Origin of the sequence: Trichococcus alkaliphilus (genome assembly GCF_003008695.1) — a bacterium.
Taxonomy (GTDB): domain Bacteria; phylum Bacillota; class Bacilli; order Lactobacillales; family Aerococcaceae; genus Trichococcus; species Trichococcus alkaliphilus.
Map to the genome: position 1 here is coordinate 244751 of NZ_PXZT01000001.1, position 20083 is coordinate 264833.

Here is a 20083-nt window from a genome sequence, read left to right on the forward strand (position 1 = left end):
TCAATATTACTCTATTTGTCAGGATTATTAGAATAATTTTGGCAAGCTTTCTTACGGGCGCGGACCTTAGCTACCACCAGCAAAAAGAACAGACATCGCCTTTTTGTGAAGGTTATGCCTGTTCTTTGCGGACAGTATTATGCTGTTAAAAGCAGATTATTTTTCTTCTTTAGTCAATAGTGCTTTACGGGAAAGATTGATTCTGCCTTGTCTATCGACTTCGATGACCTTGACTTTGACTTTGTCGCCGATAGCCAGGACATCTTCGACTTCTTTGACACGTTCGTTAGCCAATTCGGAGATATGGACCATACCGTCTTTGCCTTTTGTGATTCCGACGAATGCGCCGAATTTTTCGATGCGTTTTACAGTACCTTCGTATATTTCGCCGACCTTCACTTCGTGTGTCAACTCTTCGATGATTTGTTTAGCGCGGGCAATCATTGCAGTGTCAGCTGAAGCGATGCTCACGTTACCGTCTTGATCGATGTCGATCTTCACGCCGGTTTCTTCGATGATGCTGTTGATCGTATCTCCACCCTTACCGATGACGACTTTGATCTTATCAGGTTTGATTTGCATCATTTCGATCTTCGGAGCGTATTGGGACAATTCTTCGCGAGGAGCTGCAATCGTGCTTGTCAGCTCAGCAAGGATTTCCATCCGTGCTTTTTTCGCTTGCATCAATGCTTCAGTCAGGATTTGTTCTGTGATCCCTTGGATTTTGATGTCCATCTGCAAGGCAGTGATGCCTTCGCTTGTTCCGGCAACTTTGAAGTCCATGTCGCCCAAGTGGTCTTCAAGTCCTTGGATGTCCGTCAAGACTGTGTAATTTTCGCCTTCCATCACTAAGCCCATCGCGATACCCGCTACTGGTGCTTTGATCGGTACACCCGCATCCATCATTGCCAGCGTGCTAGCGCAGATGCTTGCTTGTGAAGAGGACCCGTTGGATTCCAATACTTCCGATACCAAACGGATTGTGTAAGGGAACTCGGCTTCAGTCGGGATGACTTGTTTCAATGCGCGTTCCCCCAAAGCACCATGGCCGATTTCGCGGCGTCCAGGGCTTCCTGCTCTGCCGGTGCTGCCGACCGAGAATTGCGGGAAGTTGTAATGGTGGATGAATCGTTTACTGTCAACCAGGCCCAAGCCATCGATGATCTGATGTTCGCCCAGCGGAGCCAATGTACAAGTGGACAATGCTTGCGTCTGTCCACGCGTGAACAAGCCGGAACCGTGTACGCGCGGCAACAAACCGATTTCTGAAGCCAATGAACGGATTTCGTCGATTTTACGGCCGTCAGGACGGATTTTATCGACTGTGATCAAACGGCGCACTTCGTCTTTTTCCATGTCTTCCACGATTTGGCGGACTTCTTTGGAGATTTTTGCAAAGTTGGCGTCATCCAGATACTTTTCGTTGAAGAACACGATTGCTTCTGCTTTCACATCTTCAATAGCAGCTTCACGAGCCAATTTCTCTTCTGTCATGATGGCTGCCGTCATTTTTTCGCCATAAGCAGCGGTAACTTCAGCTACAAGTTCAGGATTCAAAGATAAAAGTTTGACTGTCATTTTTTCCTTGCCGATTTCGGCTACGATTTTATCTTGGAAATCGCATAATTCCTGGATCGCTTTGTGGCCGAACATCAATGCCCCAAGCATATCTTCTTCATTAACCATTGCAGCACTGCTCTCAACCATGTTGATGGCAATTTTCGAACCGGCAACGGTCAATTCGATATCGGATGCTTCATTCTGTGGAGCGGTTGGATTCAAAACATATTCGCCATCCACGCGGCCAACATTGACACCAGCGATCGGTCCATAGAACGGAATGTCGGAAATCGCCAAAGCCAAAGAGGAACCGAACATTGCAGCCATTTCAGGTGCGCAATCCTGTTCAACGGACATGACAACGTTTGTGATCTGTACTTCGTTGCGGAATCCTTCAGGGAACATCGGGCGGATCGGACGGTCGATCAAACGAGCCGTCAACGTTGCGTTTTCACTTGGGCGGCCTTCACGCTTGATGAATCCTCCAGGTATTTTACCGACTGAATACATTTTTTCTTCATAGTTCACAGTCAATGGGAAGAAATCGGTATCTTTTGGTTCTCTTGAACCTACAGCAGCCGTCAACACAACGGTATCTCCGTATCTCACCAATACCGCACCGTTGGCTTGCTTAGCCAATTGGCCGATTTCGACTTGCAGCAAACGACCTGCCCAGTCCATTTGGAACACTTTTTTTTCTGACATGTTATCATTCTCCTTTTGCGATGCTTCCCATCTACCAACTACTAAACAAATGTCAACCTACTGATGACTATAAGCTCACATTTGTATAGTAGCGGTCTGTAGAGCGGGAGCCTCATTCCATTATAGCTGATTGCCCAGCATTTTTGCACTCATTGTCCAAAAAATCCCAAAAAATAAGCGAGATTCACAGTGGAATCTCGCTTAATATATCTTAGCCACGAAATTAACGACGTAAGCCTAATTTTTGGATTAGTTCACGGTAGCGGGGAACGTCTTTGTTACGCAAGTAAGCCAACAAGTTACGACGGTGTCCAACTTTTTTCATTAAACCACGGTAAGAATGGTGGTCTTTTTTGTGAACGCGTGCGTGCTCGTTCAAGTGGTTGATTTCATACGTAAGAACTGCGATTTGCACTTCAGGGGATCCAGTATCTCCTTCGTGAATAGCGTATTCTTTGATGATTTCATTTTTAAGTTCTTTTGAAATTGCCATTTTTTTCACCTCTTTCATAAAGTTACCTTTAACTGAGTAAAACGTTGGTGATTCGTTTAACCAAGTTGAAGGTCGTATATATAATACATGGAACAGTTTATCCTAATTCCTTACCGATTGCAAGTAAAAATCACTTTTTTATAAACCTTTGTATTCGGCTTTCAGCTCCAATACCATGTCACGGATTTCTGCCGCTTTTTCGAAATTGAGGGCTTTGGCGGCTTCCCTCATTTCCCTATCCAGTTGATCGAGCGCTTCGCGGCGTTGTTCCATCGTCATCGCCTTATAGACGCTCAAAATGCTGACGTCCCCGTCTGTATCTTCAGGTGTATGCGAGATGCTGATGCGGTCACGGACTTCTTTGATGATTGTAGTCGGTGTGATGCCATGCTTAATGTTGTAGGCTTCCTGCGTCGCACGGCGCCTGTTCGTTTCAAATATGGCCCGCTCCATGGAATCCGTTATGCGGTCCGCATACATGATGACTTTCCCGTTCTCATTGCGGGCTGCTCTTCCGATCGTCTGGACAAGCGAGCGCTCGCTCCGCAGGAAGCCTTCTTTGTCGGCATCCAAGATGGCGACAAGCGAAACCTCGGGAACATCCAACCCTTCCCGCAATAGATTGATGCCGATCAATACATCAAATTCTCCCAATCGAAGATTGCGGATGATTTCCGCCCGCTCCATCGTTTTGATTTCGCTGTGCAGATAATTGACTTTGATGCCGACTTCCTTCAGATAATCCGTCAAGTCTTCCGACATCTTCTTCGTCAATGTAGTGATGAATACCCGTTCATTGCGTTCGACACGCAAATTGATTTCACTGATCAGATCATCAATCTGGCCTTTGATCGGGCGAACTTCCACAATCGGATCCAACAAGCCGGTCGGACGGATGATCTGTTGGGCAACATAAGGGCTTTGTTCATATTCGTAAGGGCCCGGTGTCGCTGAAATATAAAGAATCTGGTTGACCCGTTCCTCGAATTCCTTCAACATCAACGGGCGATTATCCAAGGTGCTCGGCAGACGGAAGCCATACGCCACCAGCTGTTCTTTCCGAGAACGGTCCCCGTTGTACATGCCGCGTATTTGCGACATCGTGATGTGCGACTCGTCGATGACTGTCAAATAATCATCCGGAAAAAAATCAAGGAGTGTGTATGGCGGCTCTCCAGGAGCGCGTCCATCCATATGTCTGGAATAGTTTTCGATTCCGTTGCAGTAGCCCATTTCCATCAACATTTCCATGTCATAGTTGGTGCGCTGTTCCAAGCGTTGGGCCTCCAGCAGTTTGTTTTCTTCACGCAGCACCTTCAGGCGATCCTTCAGTTCTGCCCGGATCATGTCGACTGCATGCAAGGTCTTTTCTTCATTTGCCACGAAGTGAGTGGCCGGGAAAATAGGAAAATGTTCGACGTCGTTCTTGATTTCTCCGGTCAGCACATCGACTTCCCGGATCCGATCGATCTCATCCCCAAAAAATTCGACACGGATGGCCTCGTTATCGCGTGATGCCAGAAAAATTTCGACCACATCTCCGCGCACACGGAACGAGCCACGCCGAAAATCGATATCATTGCGTTCAAACTGCATTTCCACCAGCCTGCGCAGTAGTTCATTCCGTTCCATCTCCATCCCTTGCCGCAACGATAAGGTATGCTCTTTATAGTCCAAGGGATTCACCAGACCATAGATGCAGGATACGGAAGCCACAACAATAACGTCACGCCTTTCCAGCAAGGAACTGGTTGCGGAATGACGCAGTTTGTCGATTTCATCGTTTACGCTGGATTCTTTCTCTATATAAGTGTCGCTGGAGGGAACATACGCTTCGGGTTGATAATAATCATAGTAACTCACAAAATATTCGACGGCGTTGTTCGGGAAAAATTCCTTCAACTCGCCATACAATTGCCCAGCCAACGTTTTGTTGTGTGCAATGACGAGCGTCGGCTTGTTTACTGCCTGGATGACGTTCGCTACCGTAAAAGTCTTACCGGTCCCAGTCGCGCCCAACAATGTTTGCGCCCGTCTGCCCAGATTCAACCCATCGACGAGCTCTTTGATGGCTTCCGGCTGATCACCGCTGGGCTGGTACGGGGAAACTAATTCAAAATGATCTTTCATATGGACAATTCACCTCTTCACTTACTGTTACAACTATTTTACCACCCAAACATACTTTCGTACACTTTGGAGATTTTGGCATCCCTGGCGTGATTTTTACCCAAGAATTTTAAAATATGTGACTCGAAATTCAGGGTCGTTGGGATTAAAAAGGGAATCTCTTGCATTTTTTATTGCACAACCCTCAAAAATTATGTATAATATGGCATGTTGGCAAAACAGCCTAATAGTTATAGAAATAAGGAAAGAGGGGTGAACCCAATGCCAAATATCGATTCAGCAATCAAACGTGTTCGCACTAGCGAAAAAGCTAACCTACAAAACAACGCTCAAAAGAGTGCTATGCGTTCAACTATCAAGAAATTTGAAGCTGCAGTAGCAGAAGGCGCTGAAAATAGCGAAGAATTATTGAAGGCAGCAGTTAAATCTATCGATTCAGCAGCTTCTAAAAACTTAATTCATCAAAACAAAGCGTCTCGCGACATTTCTCGTTTAACTAAAAAATTAGCAAAATAATTTTTTTGATTTAAGAGACTTCAAAACGTAAGGCCGAAGACAGACCAGTCCAACTGGTCCGTCTTCGGCCTTTTTCGTATGTAAAGTAATTTGTATAACTTATCAAACTAAGAAGCGTATCACCGTAGGTGTTAAACTGATTTGCAACTTATTTCACGCATACAAAATGATGTCCAGCTTCACGGGTTAGCCCTTCTGAAATTAGATAAATCGTACCTATTGCGCTCTACGATGCTCAGTCGGCACGATTTCCTAAATTTCTTTCAGGGCTGACCGAACCCGTTCCGCTTTTCTCCTTTGATTTTATTGTTTGGGCATTGCGTTTGCGTAACGGATCAGAAACAACTCAAATTGTATTTCCTTCAGCCCTTGACCTGTCTTCATGTTGTATTCCGTCTCGACCAATCCCTGAAAAGCATCAGCCAAGACCTTTTCGGAAAGGTTCCTCACTTGTTGGAAAGCAAGTTTCACACGATAAGGATGGATCTTCAATACTTTGGTGATGTCGGTTTGTTGATACCCATTTTTTGAGAGCAGCTTCACTTGCAGCAACAGCCGGAATTGCCCTAAAAGGATAGCGTTTATTTTGATCGGTTCCTCTTTTTGGAGCAACAGATCCCGATAAATTTGGATGGCCAGATACGTGTTCTTGTTCAGAACCTGCGTCACCAATTCAAAAATATTTTGTTCCAAATTTCGCGGAATCAAGTCGATCACCATCTGTGTCGTGAGTTTCTTGTCTTCAGATCCGGCGAGAAACAGCTTAGGCAGCTCCCTCATTCCCCGCGACAGTTGATTTTCGATCCGCTCGTAAAATAGCTCTAGTGCGTCGCGGTCCATCTGATAGCCTTCATTTTTTATCATATCCCCCAAAAATTTGCGGGCTTCTTTTTCCGCTAAAGGAGAAACATCCACAGTGACGGCCTTCTTAGCCAGGAGTTTCGATATTTTTTTTCTGCTGTCCAATTTTTCGTAAGGCGCAAAAATAGCCAGAATTGTTGAGGGCGACGGGTTCTCCAGATAACCCTCCAGCCAACCAAGATCATGCTCCAGCCCATTTTTAGGCTTTTCGGCCGTCAAAAATAGCGGGTTTTCGATGATGACCAAACGCCTTTCCCCAAAAAAAGGCAGCGACTCCGCATCTTCAAGAGCCCGATCCAACAACGTCCCATCCATATTGAATATGCCGACATTCAAATCCTTGTCGGCTTCGTCAACCACCGTGCGCAGCAACAGCTGCTTCGCTTCTTCTATAAAAAAATCTTCTTTGCCCAAAAATAAATAGACCGGTTGAAGCTGACCTTTTTTTATTTTGGACATCTCCGTTGTATAATTCACGTTTGGACCACCATTCATCATTTTTATTTTTTGTTCTCCAAAATGGTTCGCCATTCTGTTTCCCCTGAACCGTACAGGAAATGGACAGCGCCCTGTAGATCCGTACGAAATATAGGTACATTCCGCAATTCCAGCCGTTCCAGTATTTCCGCATCCGGATGACCATACCGGTTCTGTTTCCCAGCGGATATCAAGGCCAATTCAGGTTGGACATGATCCAAGAAGCTTTCCGAACTGGATGTTGCGCTCCCGTGGTGGCCTATTTTCAGGATATCGGTCTTCAAATCAGGATAAGTACGCATCAGCAAATCTTCCCCTTCTTCTCCAAGATCGCCCGTGAACAGCCAATCCAAACCGCCTATGCTTGTTTGGATGACCAATGAATCCTCATTTCCGCCTTCGCCCGGCGCTAAAGGTGCCAGAATATGAAAAACATAATCAGCATCAATCTCTAGATCAACCTTGCCCAATAAAGGGAATAGACCCACTTGGTGTTGACTTTGCAGTTCAAGGAGCACTGCGGCGAACGCCGCATTCCCTTCCGCTCCTTTTGGGAAATAAACCGCATCGATCGGCAAACCTTCGGCGAGTTCCCGCAACGAACCGACATGATCCTGATCGGCATGCGTCAGAAAGACCCTGTCCAATTTTTTCACTCCTTCGGCTTTTATGATCGACACAAGCTTTTCTCCGGCTGTAGTCGCTGTTTCCCGGACTTGCCAGCCTTCTTTTTCAAAAGTCAGCATTCCTCCCGTGTCTATCAGCACGGCCCGACGATGAAAGCGCGTTATGATCAGAATGGCATCCCCCTGCCCCACATCAAGCATGACGACTTTCCCGGAAGGCTCGAGCTGATGGGCGAAGGAAAACAAACCGACAGCAGCCATCAGGAAACAGAGCACCCGGATATCCCTTTGTTTCTTTTCAACACTCAGCAAGATCAGAATCAAGGCGATCCAGACCAGCGCAAAATAAAAGGCGGGCGGTCTTCCTGTAACCAATGACGCAAAATCCAAATCCGCGGCTGCTCCAGCGAAGTTTTCCAGCAAGGTGAGCAACTTATCGGACACGGCGCAAAGCAAACCCAGCAACGGGGTTTCCGGAAAAAAAAGTACTGCAAAGAACAACAACCAAAACAGCGGAAAAAGCAACCAAGAAAAAAAGAACGAAAAGATCACATTCACAAAGATCCCGAGCCACGAGACTTCAAAAAAATGATAGGCGACGACAGGAAAGGATGCCAATGTCATCAGGGCCGTCAAGCAGATATCCTTCAATAACCCATTCATTCTCCATTCCGCACTGACTGGAGCAACAAAATACAATACCCCCGCCAAAAGATAGCTCAATTGGAAACTTGCTGAATAGATCAGTAGCGGATTGTAAAAAACAGCGATCATCACCGTAAGCGCGAAGGCATCTTTCGCTTCAACCCGATGGCCGGTGATTTTCCCCATCAAAAGGATAAAATGCGTACAGATAGCCCGGAAGACACCAATTCCCCACCCAGTCAACACACCATAAGCGATCAAACACACAACCAACAGCTTATCCGTGGTCTCATGGCTGACTTTCATCCGCAGCAGGATAAAGCGCATCTGGGACAGCAACAGCTGGATATGCATTCCGGAGATGGAAAAAAGATGCAATAAACCGATCCCACGATAGGCATCCAAAGTATCCCCCGCGATAGCATGCGACTGATTGAATAACATGGTTTGAATGTAGTCGGTCGTCTGGACAGCAGGCAACTTTTCCAACATCAAAATGATGGATCTCCTGATGTAGCTGGGCCAGGACCAGAAAGAACGACCCTCGCTCCGGAGCTGCAGCGCTTCGATCGTGACGACCCAATGGATGCTTTTCGCATTCAGATAATCTTCAAAATCAAATTGGTACAGATTCCGCTCAGCTTCCGGCTCCTCCAGCTGGACTGTGGCAAAGACCCGCTGGGGAAATCGCTGTTGTTCCCAGTTGACCTTCTCTTCTTCAGTTTCGATCGTGTAATAGAAATAAACTGTTTCTTCCTTGCCTTCCGATTGCAGCAGGGCTTCCCCTGTCAACAAATCGCCGTTGATCCGTATGTCGTTCGGATTCAACTGCAGCGTAGCTGTTCTGATCGATTCTGCTTCCTGAGCAGAGAACGCAGATGCACTTGACCAATGGTGGACCAGCAAGCTAAAAAAACTTGCGGTCACTACCGCGGCAGCAATGATGTTCAAAACCTTGGCTCGCATAAAGAAAAGGCGCGCAAAAATGGCAACTAGCAGTATCCATGCAAAAACGTTGGTTCCGTCAAACCCAATAATGGTTATCGGGAAGACGAGCAAGGCAGGCAAAAGCAGATAGCCTTTAATGGTCAGTCGTCATGATGACCGCAACAAGCAGCAGAGCCATCATCTGATTGTTCTTTTCGTTTCAGTAATTGAGAAAAATAATCCGGATCGAGAGGGACTTGTTCATACGGAATGTCCATTGCATCCAAAAGATGGACAGCGTAGGAGTCATTATGATAGTCTTCCAAATAGTAGATTTTCTTGATTCCGGCCTGCAAAATCATTTTCGTGCATTGCAGGCAAGGAAAATGCGTCACATATATTTCCGCATCCTGGGTCTGGGCGCCGAATTTGGCGCACTGCAGGATCGCATTCATTTCCGCATGGATGGTGCGGACACAGTGCCCATTCACAACATAGCAGCCCTCATCGATGCAGTGGACATCGCCGGAAACACTTCCGTTGTATCCTCCGGCTATGATGCGTTTGTCTCTGACGATTGTGGCACCAACCTCCAAGCGTTTGCAAGTGCTCCTCAGCGAGAGCAGCACGCTTTGTGCCATAAAATATTGATTCCAAGGAATTCTTTCCATGCAGTAACCTCCATCCATATATAAAATTAAGTATACAAGAGCCGCTCCCTTGATTCAATTTTATTTTGCTCCGACCGTGATTAGATTTTCAAACCCCTCGAAGGTTTTTTCACTGATTCCTGAAACTTCCATTATTTCCTCGATCGTCTGGAAAGAGCCGTTCTCCTCGCGGTACGCGATGATGAGCGCAGCTTTTTTTTCACCAATGCCATTCAATGTCTGCAGCAATACCGCATCTGCCGTATTGATATCCACTTTTTCGGTCCCAGACACCCCATTTCCGTTCTCTTGTTCGGCCAGCGGATTTTCCGGCACCGCCGCAATCGGCCGCTCCGCTTCTTCCCCGATTGCAGGGATATAGATCACCATCTGATCCGTCACGCGCTGGGACAGATTCACTGTGTCGGCATCAGCCGCTTCACTCAAACCACCCGCCAAATCAATTACGTCAATGACGCGCATATCAGCCTCAGCTTTGTATACACCCGGATTTTTTACGGCACCTTTGATGTCGACGATGATGATTTCCTGGACCGGCTCCGACTCTTCCGGCTGCTCTGGCGACTGATTTGACTCAGCAGAGCTTGCCGCCAGATAGGTTTCATCCAACTGCAGCTCCCCTGTGCCGGTTTCTGCCGTATTGCCGTATATCAATCTGCCCAAGCCAAAGAAACATACGGCGAGAAACATAAACAAAACAGCAAATCTGATCACTTCCTGTTTATGGCAATCAAGCCATTCCCGAATAGCATCCAATCTAGCCCTCCTTTCGCATCCATTGACAACATACGCGAAAAGGCACAGAAACATTCAGCTGTCCAAAAAAATATCCACCTGGTCATCAAAATCAATAAAATAAAAAGGTCGGGAAAAGAACCAATGGCCCCTCTCCCAACCTTATGCAAATGCTCGATTCATTCCGATATTTTTTTACCCTTCAACGCGCTGTCCTTGAATTTCTGAACGATAGCGGCGTTGATGTTGGCCGGCACCAAGGTGGATACATCCCCGCCGAACATCGCGACTTCCTTGATCAGACTGGAACTGAGATAACGATAGTTTTCCGAAGACAACAGGATCACCGTCTCCAGATCCGGGGCCTGCAGCTTGTTCATCGAGGCAATGCTGTGTTCATACTCGAAGTCCTTTACGTTTCGGACCCCGCGCAAAAGCGCGCAGGCACCAACATCCCTTGCCATTTCGATCGTAAGCCCACCGGTATGTCGGATGACACGGATCTGTGGAAAGTCACGTAAAGCTTCGGCAACCAACTGAATTCTCTGGTCACCGTCAAATAAAGATTGCTTGGATGTGTTGGTCGACACTGCAACAACGATTTCGTCGAAAACAATAGCGGCACGAGAAATCGTATCGATATGCCCGTTCGTCAAAGGGTCAAAACTCCCCGCAAATAGCGCTGTTTTTTTCATGGAATCAACCTTCCTGATAGTAGTCGAACATTTCGATAGCGATAGTCCCATAAACGGCACGCTTCCATTTTCCGTATGGGCCGATCTGTTCAGGCAACGTGTTCTCCTTTGCCATTTCACAGACAAATACGGTTTCCTCGTTGACCAGCTGTAAGGCAATCATTTCAGTGATGTCAGCCACTGTCTTTTCTTCAGCATAAGGCGGATCAAGAAAGACCAAAGAAAATTGCGTGTTCGGATTTTCCGAGGCGAAGACGCGCAGATTTTTTCGCGCATCCCCTGCATAAATAGTGAATTTCTCCGCTTCCTTCGTGACCGCGATGTTTTCCTTGATCGTATCAAGCGCTTTTCGGTTTTTTTCGAACAACACCGCTCTGTCGATCCCGCGGGAAACCGCTTCGATCGATAAGCCGCCGCTGCCTGCAAACATATCCAGACTGATTCCGCCATCAAAGAACGGACCGATGATATTGAACAAGGACTCCTTGACTTTATCCGTTGTTGGTCGTGTATTGCTGCCAGGAACGCTTGTCAATCTGCGCCCTTTGTATTCTCCTGCGATAACTCGCATCTGTCCTCACCTACAAATAAATTTTTTTATTTCAGAATGTATTCTAAAAAGAATAAGTCTTCGTTTCAAAAGCGGACACGTTGTATTCCGATTCAGGATTACTGCGATCTTTCCTGTCAGGAAGAGCATTCTTCAGGGTCATGTCGATTTCAGGACGATGCGACAATTCCACTTTCCTGACAAAATGCAGACTGTTCAATTTTTCTGCCGTAGCCTGTGCCTCTTCTTGGTCGACGTACAATAAGACATACTTCATTCTGTTGGAAACATAATGAATATAACCGTATCTCTTCAAATTTTTGATCTGTCTCAAGGTATAGACCCAGACGACGATGCCCTGCCTTTTGGTCACTTCTAAGCTCATATGTTTACCCCCTACTGGAAATATGTATCTGACAAGCTGCAGGCATGTTTGAATCCCCTGATTGAAAAAATGGGTCCCCTGCAGAAACCAATATATTCGGTGAAATGGCATGCGCCAAGCGCTCGGAAACCTTGTCCAAAAGCACTTGTAATTCACGTTCCGCTGTCCGAAAGCGATAGACGGATTCATCCAAGTCCATGATCCGCTTCGCCTGGTAAACGCGTTGTTTGATTTCCGCATAATCCGGTGCAAAATCAGGGTAGGCCTCGACCCGCTCGTATGCCTCTTTCGCTTCATTGAATGCCCTTATCTTAGCGTTGGCTTCTTCATTTTTTGCCAGAAGGAGCTTTGCTTCCTTATAAGATGACATAGTTTCTCCGCTGCAGATTGCTTCCACAAGCCGGAATGTTTGGTCTTCCAACGCAAAGTACGCTTCATTGATGATCATCTTATTCCCCTGCCTCGTGTGTTGATGATGTCTACTTTGTAGTATAGCTTGAAACGACGGGCGACTCAACCGTTTTTTATGGACCTATCGGCTGTTCGCTCAAAAGGATCAATTGGTAATGCTCGTTGGCCGCGACGGCGTAGTGCGTCAGATAGTCAGCAAAGATCACGTTATCCACTTGCAGCAACTTCAGGAAAAGCGCAGGAACACTGTAGCCTTCGTCATCAAAAACAAAGGCCGTCCGCGTATCCGGGGAAACTTCCGCTAATTTCTTCGCGATGCGCTGATCCGATAAAGTGAAGGCTGCCGTAAAATCGTTGACTCCTGCCTCACTCGGCATAAGTTCGCCCGCAGCCGAAAGCAACTCTTCGGATTCCTGGAACATCGCCAAACCCCTGCGTTCCCGCAGTACGCCCAACATGCTTTTGATTTGCAGAACATTTTCCTCATCCGCAGCGACGCTTCGTTCCCAGTCGGCACGTCCGACTTCATAGGATTCGTCTGAGACGACGGAATAATATTCCAAATCCAGCAGCGCCTCATTCGAAAGGAAGTACATCCCATAAACCGTTTCTGTCACGTCATCAAACAGCAAAATCACAAAGCTGTCATTCTCGAACTGAATCAACGGCGTCAATTTTTGTTGTTTTTTGGACAATGCCAGTTCATACGGCGTATCGCCGACCGTAAGCTGGAAATTACGTGCCAGGTAACCCTCATCGAGTACATTCTCCTGCGTCATGCCGATTGTGTACATGCCCGTTTCGATTTTGTTCCCCAAAATATACAGGGAAAGGATGATATCATCCTTGACGCCTATTTGGATATAGTCCGCAGCATTTGTCCCGAATACCCACCACTCACTGTCTCCGTAGGCTTTGCCGACGCGAATCGGCTCCCCGTGCCTAGCCGTGTAGGCGGCAATGGGCTGACCGATATAGGATTCATAGCCCGTAACCGGCAAAGGATACCCTTCATTTTCATCAATGGATGCTTGCTCGTTCCTCACGATGCTTGCAGGCGGCGTGGTTCGTTCCCCATTGTCCACATAGAGAGGGAGCGCATAGGCTATGAAAGTGAACAAAATGAAAAGTGATAATACTTTGATGGAAAATTTCATCCCTATCCCTCCTTGTGATTTCTGAACGTAAGATGGCATAGAATACCACGATAAATCCTATTATACTCTATTTTTGTTCGATACGAAAAGCTTTCCGGCAGCTGATGCTCCGAGGCATCCGCTGGTTGCGGAATCGAGGTACCCATTCAAAAAAAGAGCCGGATTCCCGGCTCTTTTTCCTGCTTATTTTGGTTGTTTGGAAATCTGATCGTTGATGTACATATTGTTGACCAGTCCGATGGAAACGGCGGATACCAACAAACTGGATCCTCCGTAGCTGACGAACGGAAAGGTGACTCCGGTCAATGGCATCATTCCGGTCGCACCCCCAACATTGATGACTCCCTGAACCAGGAACATAGTGCCGATTCCGATACAGACCAGTTGGGCAAACGGATCTTTGATTTTGATCGCATCCTTAAAAATACGATAGACCATATAGAAAAACAGCACCAAAACGAATGCAACCCCCATCAGACCCAATTCTTCCCCAACGATGGACAAGATGAAATCGGTGTGGGGTTCCGGCAGATAACCAGACTTCTGGATGCTTTCACCGATGCCTACACCGAAAAGGCCGCCCCTGCTTAAAGCGTAGTACGAATTCACCACTTGGTACCCGGAATCCTGTATGTCAGCAAACGGATCGATGAACGATGTGATTCTTTCCATCTGATAAGACTGGAAGAATGGGATGCTGCTTCCGAATGTTTTCACCACGACGATGATCAGACCATAGATCGCTCCGATTGCACCAAAAACCATTACCCCATATTTGACCTTGACTCCACTGTGAAGGAACAGCACAAGGCAGATGAAAGCAATGATGGCAGCCCCGCCGAGATCGGGCTGCAAGAAGACCATTATCACTGCTGCAGCCGTAATCAGGAGCGGTTTCTTCATCGTATCGTAAAAAACATCATTGATGCGGGACTGGTGTTTGGAAATGAACCAGGACAAGTAAAGGATCAGGTTCAATTTCATGAACTCGGCGGGTTGGAATCCGATTGTTCCAAAGTAGATCCAGCCGCGCGCCCCTTTCGTTGCCGTACCCGGCCAAAGCAAAAGGTAAGCCAAGATACCGAAAAGAATATACAAAACCAACATCAGCAGCTTTTCATTTTTGAACAGACGTTTTGAGAGAAATGAAACGAACAGCGCACCGAACAGACCCAGGACGGCGAATAACATTTGCCTGTAAAAGAAGTGTTCCGAATTATTGTAATCCGTCATGGCGCGGTAACTGCTGGAACTGTAGACCATCAGTATCCCGAAACCCGACAGGATGATGTATGGGATCAGAAGACGCCAATCCATATAGGAGAACTTTTTCTTGATTGCATTTTTAATCATATAGACAACTAAACCCCTTTGTCGGCGGAATCGTTTTTCGATTGATCAAAATAGTTCGTGTACATGGCGTTCAAGGAAGCCTCCAAATCACTCAATATCTTGTGTCCCTCTTCTTTCGAGATGATTCCCAATTTCACAGCATACTCGACTTCACGGGAGAATCCGTACATTTGCGTATCCACCACATCCTCAAAGGCTGGACAGTTCGCAAAGCAGAGGTGTTCTTTTTGGCTATTGATTAATTTGTAGATCTTTTCAGCATCCTGCATCAAGATTTCCAAAGCAGTCGTTTTGTTGATGCTATCCATTTTAATTCCTCCCCTCAAAAGTTACTTCATTCTATCTTGAATTACTCCGCATTCCTTGCGGTTGATACAAAAATTGTATGGTCTTTCCAGTCCATTATACCAAACAAAGAGGCCGACGCCTACCGCCATTCATCCCCCAGCGGATTCCAGAGTAATGAAGAGAAAAAGGCCCGAGGCAATGATTGCCAAGGACCCTTTTCCAGAACTTGCTTTCGGATTATTCTGCTTTTTTCTTGCGTTTAGCAGATTTTTCGCGCTCATTTTTGTCTAAGATTTGTTTACGCAGACGTACACTTTCAGGCGTCACTTCGCAATATTCATCTTCTCCCATAAATTCAAGCGATTCTTCCAACGTCAATGTGCGTGGACGTTTGATTACGTTTGTAGAATCTTTATTTGCAGAACGGATATTCGTCATTTGTTTCGCTCTTGTGATGTTAACAGCGATGTCGGTGTCGCGGGCATTTTCGCCGACAATCATACCTTCGTAGATTTCCACACCAGGTTCGATGAAGATCGTTCCACGGTCCTCTACGCCCATGATGCCGTAAGTTGTTGTTTTGCCTGTTTCAGTAGAGACAAGCGCGCCTTTGCTGCGTCCGCCGATTTTGCCTGGCAATTCTGGCAAGTACGCTTCGAACGTATGAGCCATGATGCCATAACCGCGTGTGATGGATAAGAATTCAGTAGAGTAACCGATCAGTCCACGTGATGGAACAAGGAAGATGATACGGACTTGACCATTGCCGCTGTTTTGCATATCTTGCATTTCAGCTTTGCGTTGGCTGATCGTTTCGATTACGGAACCCATATATTCTTCAGGGGTGTCGATCTGAACACGTTCAAACGGCTCGCATCTTACGCCATCAACTTCTCTGATGATAACTTCTGGACGGGATACTTGCAATTCGTAGCCTTCGCGACGCATGTTTTCGATCAGGATGGACAAATGCAATTCGCCACGTCCGGAAACGATCCAAGCATCAGGAGAGTCGGTAGGATCAACACGCAAAGATACGTCAGTGTGCAATTGTTTCATCAAACGCTCTTCGATTTTACGGGAAGTGACCCATTTACCTTCACGTCCTGCGAAAGGAGAGTTGTTTGTTAGGAAAGTCATTTGCAATGTAGGCTCGTCGATATGCAGAACCGGCAAAGCTTCACGGTGATCAACTGGAGTCACTGTTTCACCAACAAAGATATCTTCCATACCGGAAATGGCAATCAAATCGCCCGCTTTTGCTTCTTCGATTTCGATACGGTCCAAACCAAAGTAGCCGAACAGTTTTGATACACGGAAATTCTTGGATGTGCCATCCAATTTAAGTAAGGATACTTGGTCCCCAACTTTGATTGTGCCACGGAATACGCGTCCGATACCGATACGGCCAACAAAGTCACTGTAGTCAAGTAAAGCTACTTGGAATTGCAATGGTTCAGCAGAGTTGTCGATTGGAGCTGGAATGTGTTCGATGATTGCATCAAAAACGTTATCCATTGTATCTTCTTGTTCAGTTGGATCATCTGACATGCTTGAAGTACCATGCATTGCAGAAGCATAGACAACCGGGAATTCCAATTGTTCGTCATCAGCGCCCAATTCGATGAATAATTCCAGAACTTCATCAACAACTTCAGCTGGTCTGGCAGTCGGTTTGTCGATTTTGTTTACTACGACGATAGGAATCAGTTTTTGCTCCAAAGCTTTTTTCAATACGAAACGCGTTTGCGGCATCGTACCTTCGTAAGCATCGACAACAAGCACTACACCATCAACCATACGCATGATACGTTCAACTTCTCCACCGAAATCCGCGTGGCCTGGTGTATCCATGATGTTGATGCGCGTACCTTTGTATTGTACAGCTGTATTTTTCGCCAAGATCGTGATTCCGCGTTCTTTTTCAAGATCGTTGGAGTCCATTGCACGTTCCATAAGCTCAGTTCTAGCGTTCAATGTATCCGATTGTTTCAACAATTCATCTACTAATGTTGTTTTACCATGGTCAACGTGGGCGATGATTGCAACATTACGAATATCTTTTCTAAATTCCATTTGTTGTTTTCCTCCAAAATTTTACTTGTTTTTCACTGCTGTTTGATATGCCAACTGCTACTGCCATTATATAGTCGATCACAATTCTGAATTTGAACTTCCCATCAGTTTTCGTTTGCGGAATAGGTGAAAACCCGCTGAAAACTCATGAAGACAACTATCAACTTGTCCAGTCTATCACCTCCTGAACCATTTGGAAAGAAAAAAGTTCAATGTAACGGCTTTCTTGAAAAAGTTTTTCTTTCGGATGACACTCCGCCTTGGATGCCCCTGGCCAGCACGGATTCAGGGCCCTGCCTTCTTTATGGATTTATCCGCAAAAAGAGACATAATCCAGAATGATTATGCCTCTTTTTTTTATTGGGTCCTACATGTTTTTGATGACCAGTTCCGCAAATCCAGAGCAGCTGACTTTTTGGGCAGCTTCGTCCTTCATCAGATAATAGAAATCGCGTGTTACCGTTTTGTTGGCAATCGTCTTTTCGATACCACGGGTAATCAAGGCACTGACTTCGTTCCAGCCGAGGTAATCAAACATCATGGCGCCAGACAACAACACCGACGAAGGGTTCAATTCATCCAAACCGGCGTATTCCGGTGCTGTACCGTGTGTTGCTTCGAAAATGGCATGCCCAGTGTCCTCATTGATGTTAGCCCCCGGCGCAATCCCGATTCCGCCCACTTGGGCAGCTAACGCATCAGAAATATAGTCGCCGTTCAGGTTCAATGTGGCGATGACGTCATAGTTCTCAGGGTTCATCAAAATCTCCTGCAGGAAGATGTCAGCGATCCGGTCCTTGATGATCAACTTGCCTGCCGCAACAGCTTCTTCATAAGCTTTATCCGCTGCCGCTCTGCCGTCTGCAGCTTTTACGGCATCGTATTGGGCCCAAGTGAAGACTTTGTCGCCAAATTCCCGTTCGGCTAAAGCATAGCCCCATTTTTTGAAGCCGCCCTCTGTGAATTTCATGATGTTGCCTTTATGGACCAACGTCACGGAAGTGCGTCCATTTGCCAATGCATACTGGATGGCGCTGCGAATCAAGCGTTCCGATCCTTCGATCGAAACCGGCTTGACGCCGATTGCTGATGTCTCAGGGAAGCGGATTTTGTCTACGCCGAATTGGGTCTGCAGAATCTCGATGATTCGTTTCGCCTCTTCGCTTTGCGCTTCGAACTCGATCCCTGCGTAGCAATCTTCGGTATTTTCGCGGAAGATGACCATATCGGTTTTTTCAGGTTCTTTCAGTGGTGTCGGCACGCCTTCGAAATAACGGACAGGGCGAAGGCAGACGAACAAGTCCAATGTCTGGCGCAAAGCGACATTCAAGGAACGGATGCCTCCGCCGATTGGTGTCGTCAGTGGCCCTTTGATGGCCACTAAATGCTCACGGATGACGTCCATGGTCTCGTCAGGTAACCAGGAACCAGTCAAATCAAAAGCCTTCCCTCCTGCAAGCACTTCTTTCCAGACGATTTTACGGGAATCGCCGTAGGCTTTTTCAACTGCGGCTTCAAATACTTTTTTGGATGCTTGCCAAATTTCTGGGCCGATGCCATCCCCTTCGATGAAAGGGATGATCGGGAAATCTGGTGTGTGCAAACCTGTTTCGTTCATAACAATTTTTTCGCCAACTGTCATTGTGCAGTACCTCCAATAGTTTCTTTTTCGGACAAAGGGATGTAAGTCAGGTTAACGGCTCCCACGTATTTTGAACGCGGACGGATCAAGGTAGCTTCACGCTTTTGCTCAAAAACATGCCCTAACCACCCGGAAACACGGCTCATTGAAAACAATAACGTGAAGAGGTCATGTTCGATCCCGAAGCAGTGATAAACAGTTGCAGAGTAGAAATCCACATTCGGAATCAAGCCTTTTTCCTTCAATAGATAGTCCTCTACTTCGCAGGAAAGATCATATAAATCTTCTTTTCCGAATTCCTGGGTCAATTCCTTAGCCATGCGTTTCAAATGTTTCTTGCGGGGATCTTCCGTTTTGTAGACACGGTGACCGAATCCCATGATTTTTTCTTTATTGTCCAATTTTGATTTCAAGTAGCCTGGAACATCTCTTGTGTCTGATTCAGCAATTTCGGAGAGCATATCGAATACGCGCTCATTTGCGCCACCGTGCAAGGGGCCCTTCAGAGCTCCGATAGCACCTGTGATACAAGAATAGACATCAGTCAGCGTAGAAGCTGCAACGCGTGCGGTGAAGGTTGATGCGTTAAGATCGTGATCGGCATGGAGTACCAAACAATGATTATACGCTCTGACCAAATCCGGATTCGCCTCTTCTCCTGTCAACATATACAGGAAATTGGCTCCGAACGATAGGTCCTCGCGTGGCGCGATCGGATCCAAACCTTTGCGTAATCGGGCGAATGCGGCTACAATCGTCGGAATTTTTGCTTGTATCGAGATTGCTTGTATATAGACAGAACGTTCGTCCATATCTTCCGCATACGGATCGAATACGCCCAATAATGAGACTGTCGTGCGCAATACACTCATCGGGTGCAGATTCTGGCGGCACTGAATTTTCAGGCAAGCAATGACACTTTCAGATAAGGCCATATGCGTGTGAAGATCTTGCTTCAACTGCGCAAATTCTTCCCGGCTAGGCATTCTTGAATTCCACAACAAAAAGATGATTTCCTCAAACGATGCATCTTTTTCCACTAATTCGTCGATATTATATCCTGAATAGGATAATTGTCCCTCAACAATTGCGCTTAGGGAGGTTTCTGATACGACAACGTCTGCTAATCCTTTATGTACTTCCATGATTTTTCTCTCCTCTCAAAAACCTCTCTTCAGCA

The 20083-nt window shown here is 46.4% G+C and carries 18 protein-coding genes; 1 reads left to right on the forward strand and 17 read right to left on the reverse strand.

Translation table 11 applies throughout. From position 1 onward, the window contains the following. Positions 1–156: 156 nt before the first annotated feature. The 3 genes from pnp to uvrB form a co-directional block, all read right to left on the reverse strand. Positions 157–2265 (reverse strand): polyribonucleotide nucleotidyltransferase, encoded by a 2109-nt coding sequence (gene pnp / locus C7R73_RS01095; protein WP_106448733.1) that lies wholly within the window; start codon positions 2263–2265, stop codon positions 157–159. Positions 2266–2488: 223 nt separating this feature from the next. Continuing rightward, the gene (gene rpsO / locus C7R73_RS01100; protein WP_086628176.1) at positions 2489–2758 is read right to left on the reverse strand and encodes a 30S ribosomal protein S15; all 270 of its coding nucleotides are present in this window, start codon (positions 2756–2758) and stop codon (positions 2489–2491) included. Between the two features lie 138 nt (positions 2759–2896). Beyond that, complete coding sequence (uvrB, locus tag C7R73_RS01105) at positions 2897–4888, reverse strand: excinuclease ABC subunit UvrB (protein ID WP_106448734.1); 1992 nt, start codon at positions 4886–4888, stop codon at positions 2897–2899. Positions 4889–5149: 261 nt separating this feature from the next. Between uvrB and rpsT the strand changes: the two genes are divergently transcribed. Beyond that, positions 5150–5404 carry a 30S ribosomal protein S20 gene (gene rpsT / locus C7R73_RS01110; protein ID WP_106448735.1) on the forward strand — a complete coding sequence of 85 codons (255 nt, stop codon included), beginning with the start codon at positions 5150–5152 and terminating at the stop codon, positions 5402–5404. Between the two features lie 303 nt (positions 5405–5707). On the opposite strand, the gene holA is transcribed toward rpsT, so the two are convergent. The 14 genes from holA to C7R73_RS01180 all read right to left on the reverse strand — a co-directional run bounded on the left by holA (position 5708) and on the right by C7R73_RS01180 (position 20048). Beyond that, a complete protein-coding gene (gene holA / locus C7R73_RS01115; RefSeq protein ID WP_106448824.1) occupies positions 5708–6742 on the reverse strand; it encodes a DNA polymerase III subunit delta in 1035 nt (344 codons plus the stop codon). 23 nt (positions 6743–6765) lie between these two features. Next, complete coding sequence (locus C7R73_RS01120) at positions 6766–8964, reverse strand: DNA internalization-related competence protein ComEC/Rec2 (RefSeq protein WP_161525837.1); 2199 nt, start codon at positions 8962–8964, stop codon at positions 6766–6768. A 137-nt stretch (positions 8965–9101) separates the two neighbouring features. Further along, positions 9102–9611, reverse strand: coding sequence for a ComE operon protein 2 (locus tag C7R73_RS01125; RefSeq protein ID WP_106448737.1), 510 nt, complete (start codon positions 9609–9611; stop codon positions 9102–9104). Between the two features lie 60 nt (positions 9612–9671). Then, complete coding sequence (locus C7R73_RS01130) at positions 9672–10367, reverse strand: helix-hairpin-helix domain-containing protein (protein ID WP_161525838.1); 696 nt, start codon at positions 10365–10367, stop codon at positions 9672–9674. Positions 10368–10525: 158 nt separating this feature from the next. Next, positions 10526–11041: a pantetheine-phosphate adenylyltransferase gene (gene coaD / locus C7R73_RS01135; RefSeq protein ID WP_106448739.1), complete on the reverse strand. Its 516-nt coding sequence runs from the start codon at positions 11039–11041 to the stop codon at positions 10526–10528. Positions 11042–11045: 4 nt separating this feature from the next. Beyond that, the gene (rsmD, locus tag C7R73_RS01140; RefSeq protein WP_106448740.1) at positions 11046–11612 is read right to left on the reverse strand and encodes a 16S rRNA (guanine(966)-N(2))-methyltransferase RsmD; all 567 of its coding nucleotides are present in this window, start codon (positions 11610–11612) and stop codon (positions 11046–11048) included. Between the two features lie 43 nt (positions 11613–11655). Then, positions 11656–11976, reverse strand: a complete 321-nt coding sequence (locus C7R73_RS01145) for a YlbG family protein (protein WP_106448741.1) — start codon at positions 11974–11976, stop codon at positions 11656–11658. 4 nt (positions 11977–11980) lie between these two features. Next, on the reverse strand, positions 11981–12424 hold the full coding sequence (locus C7R73_RS01150) for a YlbF/YmcA family competence regulator (protein WP_106448742.1): 444 nt from the start codon (positions 12422–12424) through the stop codon (positions 11981–11983). 76 nt (positions 12425–12500) lie between these two features. Then, positions 12501–13544: a CAP-associated domain-containing protein gene (locus C7R73_RS01155; protein WP_161525839.1), complete on the reverse strand. Its 1044-nt coding sequence runs from the start codon at positions 13542–13544 to the stop codon at positions 12501–12503. Positions 13545–13727: 183 nt separating this feature from the next. Continuing rightward, positions 13728–14897: a putative lipid II flippase FtsW gene (ftsW, locus tag C7R73_RS01160; protein WP_106448744.1), complete on the reverse strand. Its 1170-nt coding sequence runs from the start codon at positions 14895–14897 to the stop codon at positions 13728–13730. 8 nt (positions 14898–14905) lie between these two features. After that, a complete protein-coding gene (locus C7R73_RS01165; RefSeq protein WP_086628219.1) occupies positions 14906–15205 on the reverse strand; it encodes an Fpa/YlaN family protein in 300 nt (99 codons plus the stop codon). 217 nt (positions 15206–15422) lie between these two features. Next, complete coding sequence (typA, locus tag C7R73_RS01170; protein WP_106448745.1) at positions 15423–17261, reverse strand: translational GTPase TypA; 1839 nt, start codon at positions 17259–17261, stop codon at positions 15423–15425. A gap of 367 nt (positions 17262–17628) precedes the next feature. Then, a complete protein-coding gene (icd, locus tag C7R73_RS01175; RefSeq protein ID WP_106448746.1) occupies positions 17629–18903 on the reverse strand; it encodes an NADP-dependent isocitrate dehydrogenase in 1275 nt (424 codons plus the stop codon). Beyond that, positions 18900–20048, reverse strand: coding sequence for a citrate synthase (locus tag C7R73_RS01180; RefSeq protein ID WP_106448747.1), 1149 nt, complete (start codon positions 20046–20048; stop codon positions 18900–18902). Before C7R73_RS01180 ends, icd begins: the two co-directional genes overlap by 4 nt. Positions 20049–20083 lie beyond the last annotated feature (35 nt).

Excerpts from the sequence above, each read along its gene's own strand:
- uvrB (WP_106448734.1), bottom strand. The coding sequence starts at position 4,888 with ATGAAAGATCATTTTGAATTAGTTTCCCCGTACCAGCCCAGCGGTGAT.
- typA (WP_106448745.1), bottom strand. The coding sequence starts at position 17,261 with ATGGAATTTAGAAAAGATATTCGTAATGTTGCAATCATCGCCCACGTT.
- C7R73_RS01155 (WP_161525839.1), bottom strand. The coding sequence starts at position 13,544 with ATGAAATTTTCCATCAAAGTATTATCACTTTTCATTTTGTTCACTTTC.
- ftsW (WP_106448744.1), bottom strand. The coding sequence starts at position 14,897 with ATGATTAAAAATGCAATCAAGAAAAAGTTCTCCTATATGGATTGGCGT.
- rsmD (WP_106448740.1), bottom strand. The coding sequence starts at position 11,612 with ATGCGAGTTATCGCAGGAGAATACAAAGGGCGCAGATTGACAAGCGTT.
- rpsO (WP_086628176.1), bottom strand. The coding sequence starts at position 2,758 with ATGGCAATTTCAAAAGAACTTAAAAATGAAATCATCAAAGAATACGCT.
- C7R73_RS01180 (WP_106448747.1), bottom strand. The coding sequence starts at position 20,048 with ATGGAAGTACATAAAGGATTAGCAGACGTTGTCGTATCAGAAACCTCC.
- C7R73_RS01125 (WP_106448737.1), bottom strand. The coding sequence starts at position 9,611 with ATGGAAAGAATTCCTTGGAATCAATATTTTATGGCACAAAGCGTGCTG.
- pnp (WP_106448733.1), bottom strand. The coding sequence starts at position 2,265 with ATGTCAGAAAAAAAAGTGTTCCAAATGGACTGGGCAGGTCGTTTGCTG.
- icd (WP_106448746.1), bottom strand. The coding sequence starts at position 18,903 with ATGACAGTTGGCGAAAAAATTGTTATGAACGAAACAGGTTTGCACACA.
- rpsT (WP_106448735.1), top strand. The coding sequence starts at position 5,150 with ATGCCAAATATCGATTCAGCAATCAAACGTGTTCGCACTAGCGAAAAA.
- C7R73_RS01145 (WP_106448741.1), bottom strand. The coding sequence starts at position 11,976 with ATGAGCTTAGAAGTGACCAAAAGGCAGGGCATCGTCGTCTGGGTCTAT.
- coaD (WP_106448739.1), bottom strand. The coding sequence starts at position 11,041 with ATGAAAAAAACAGCGCTATTTGCGGGGAGTTTTGACCCTTTGACGAAC.
- C7R73_RS01150 (WP_106448742.1), bottom strand. The coding sequence starts at position 12,424 with ATGATCATCAATGAAGCGTACTTTGCGTTGGAAGACCAAACATTCCGG.
- C7R73_RS01165 (WP_086628219.1), bottom strand. The coding sequence starts at position 15,205 with ATGGATAGCATCAACAAAACGACTGCTTTGGAAATCTTGATGCAGGAT.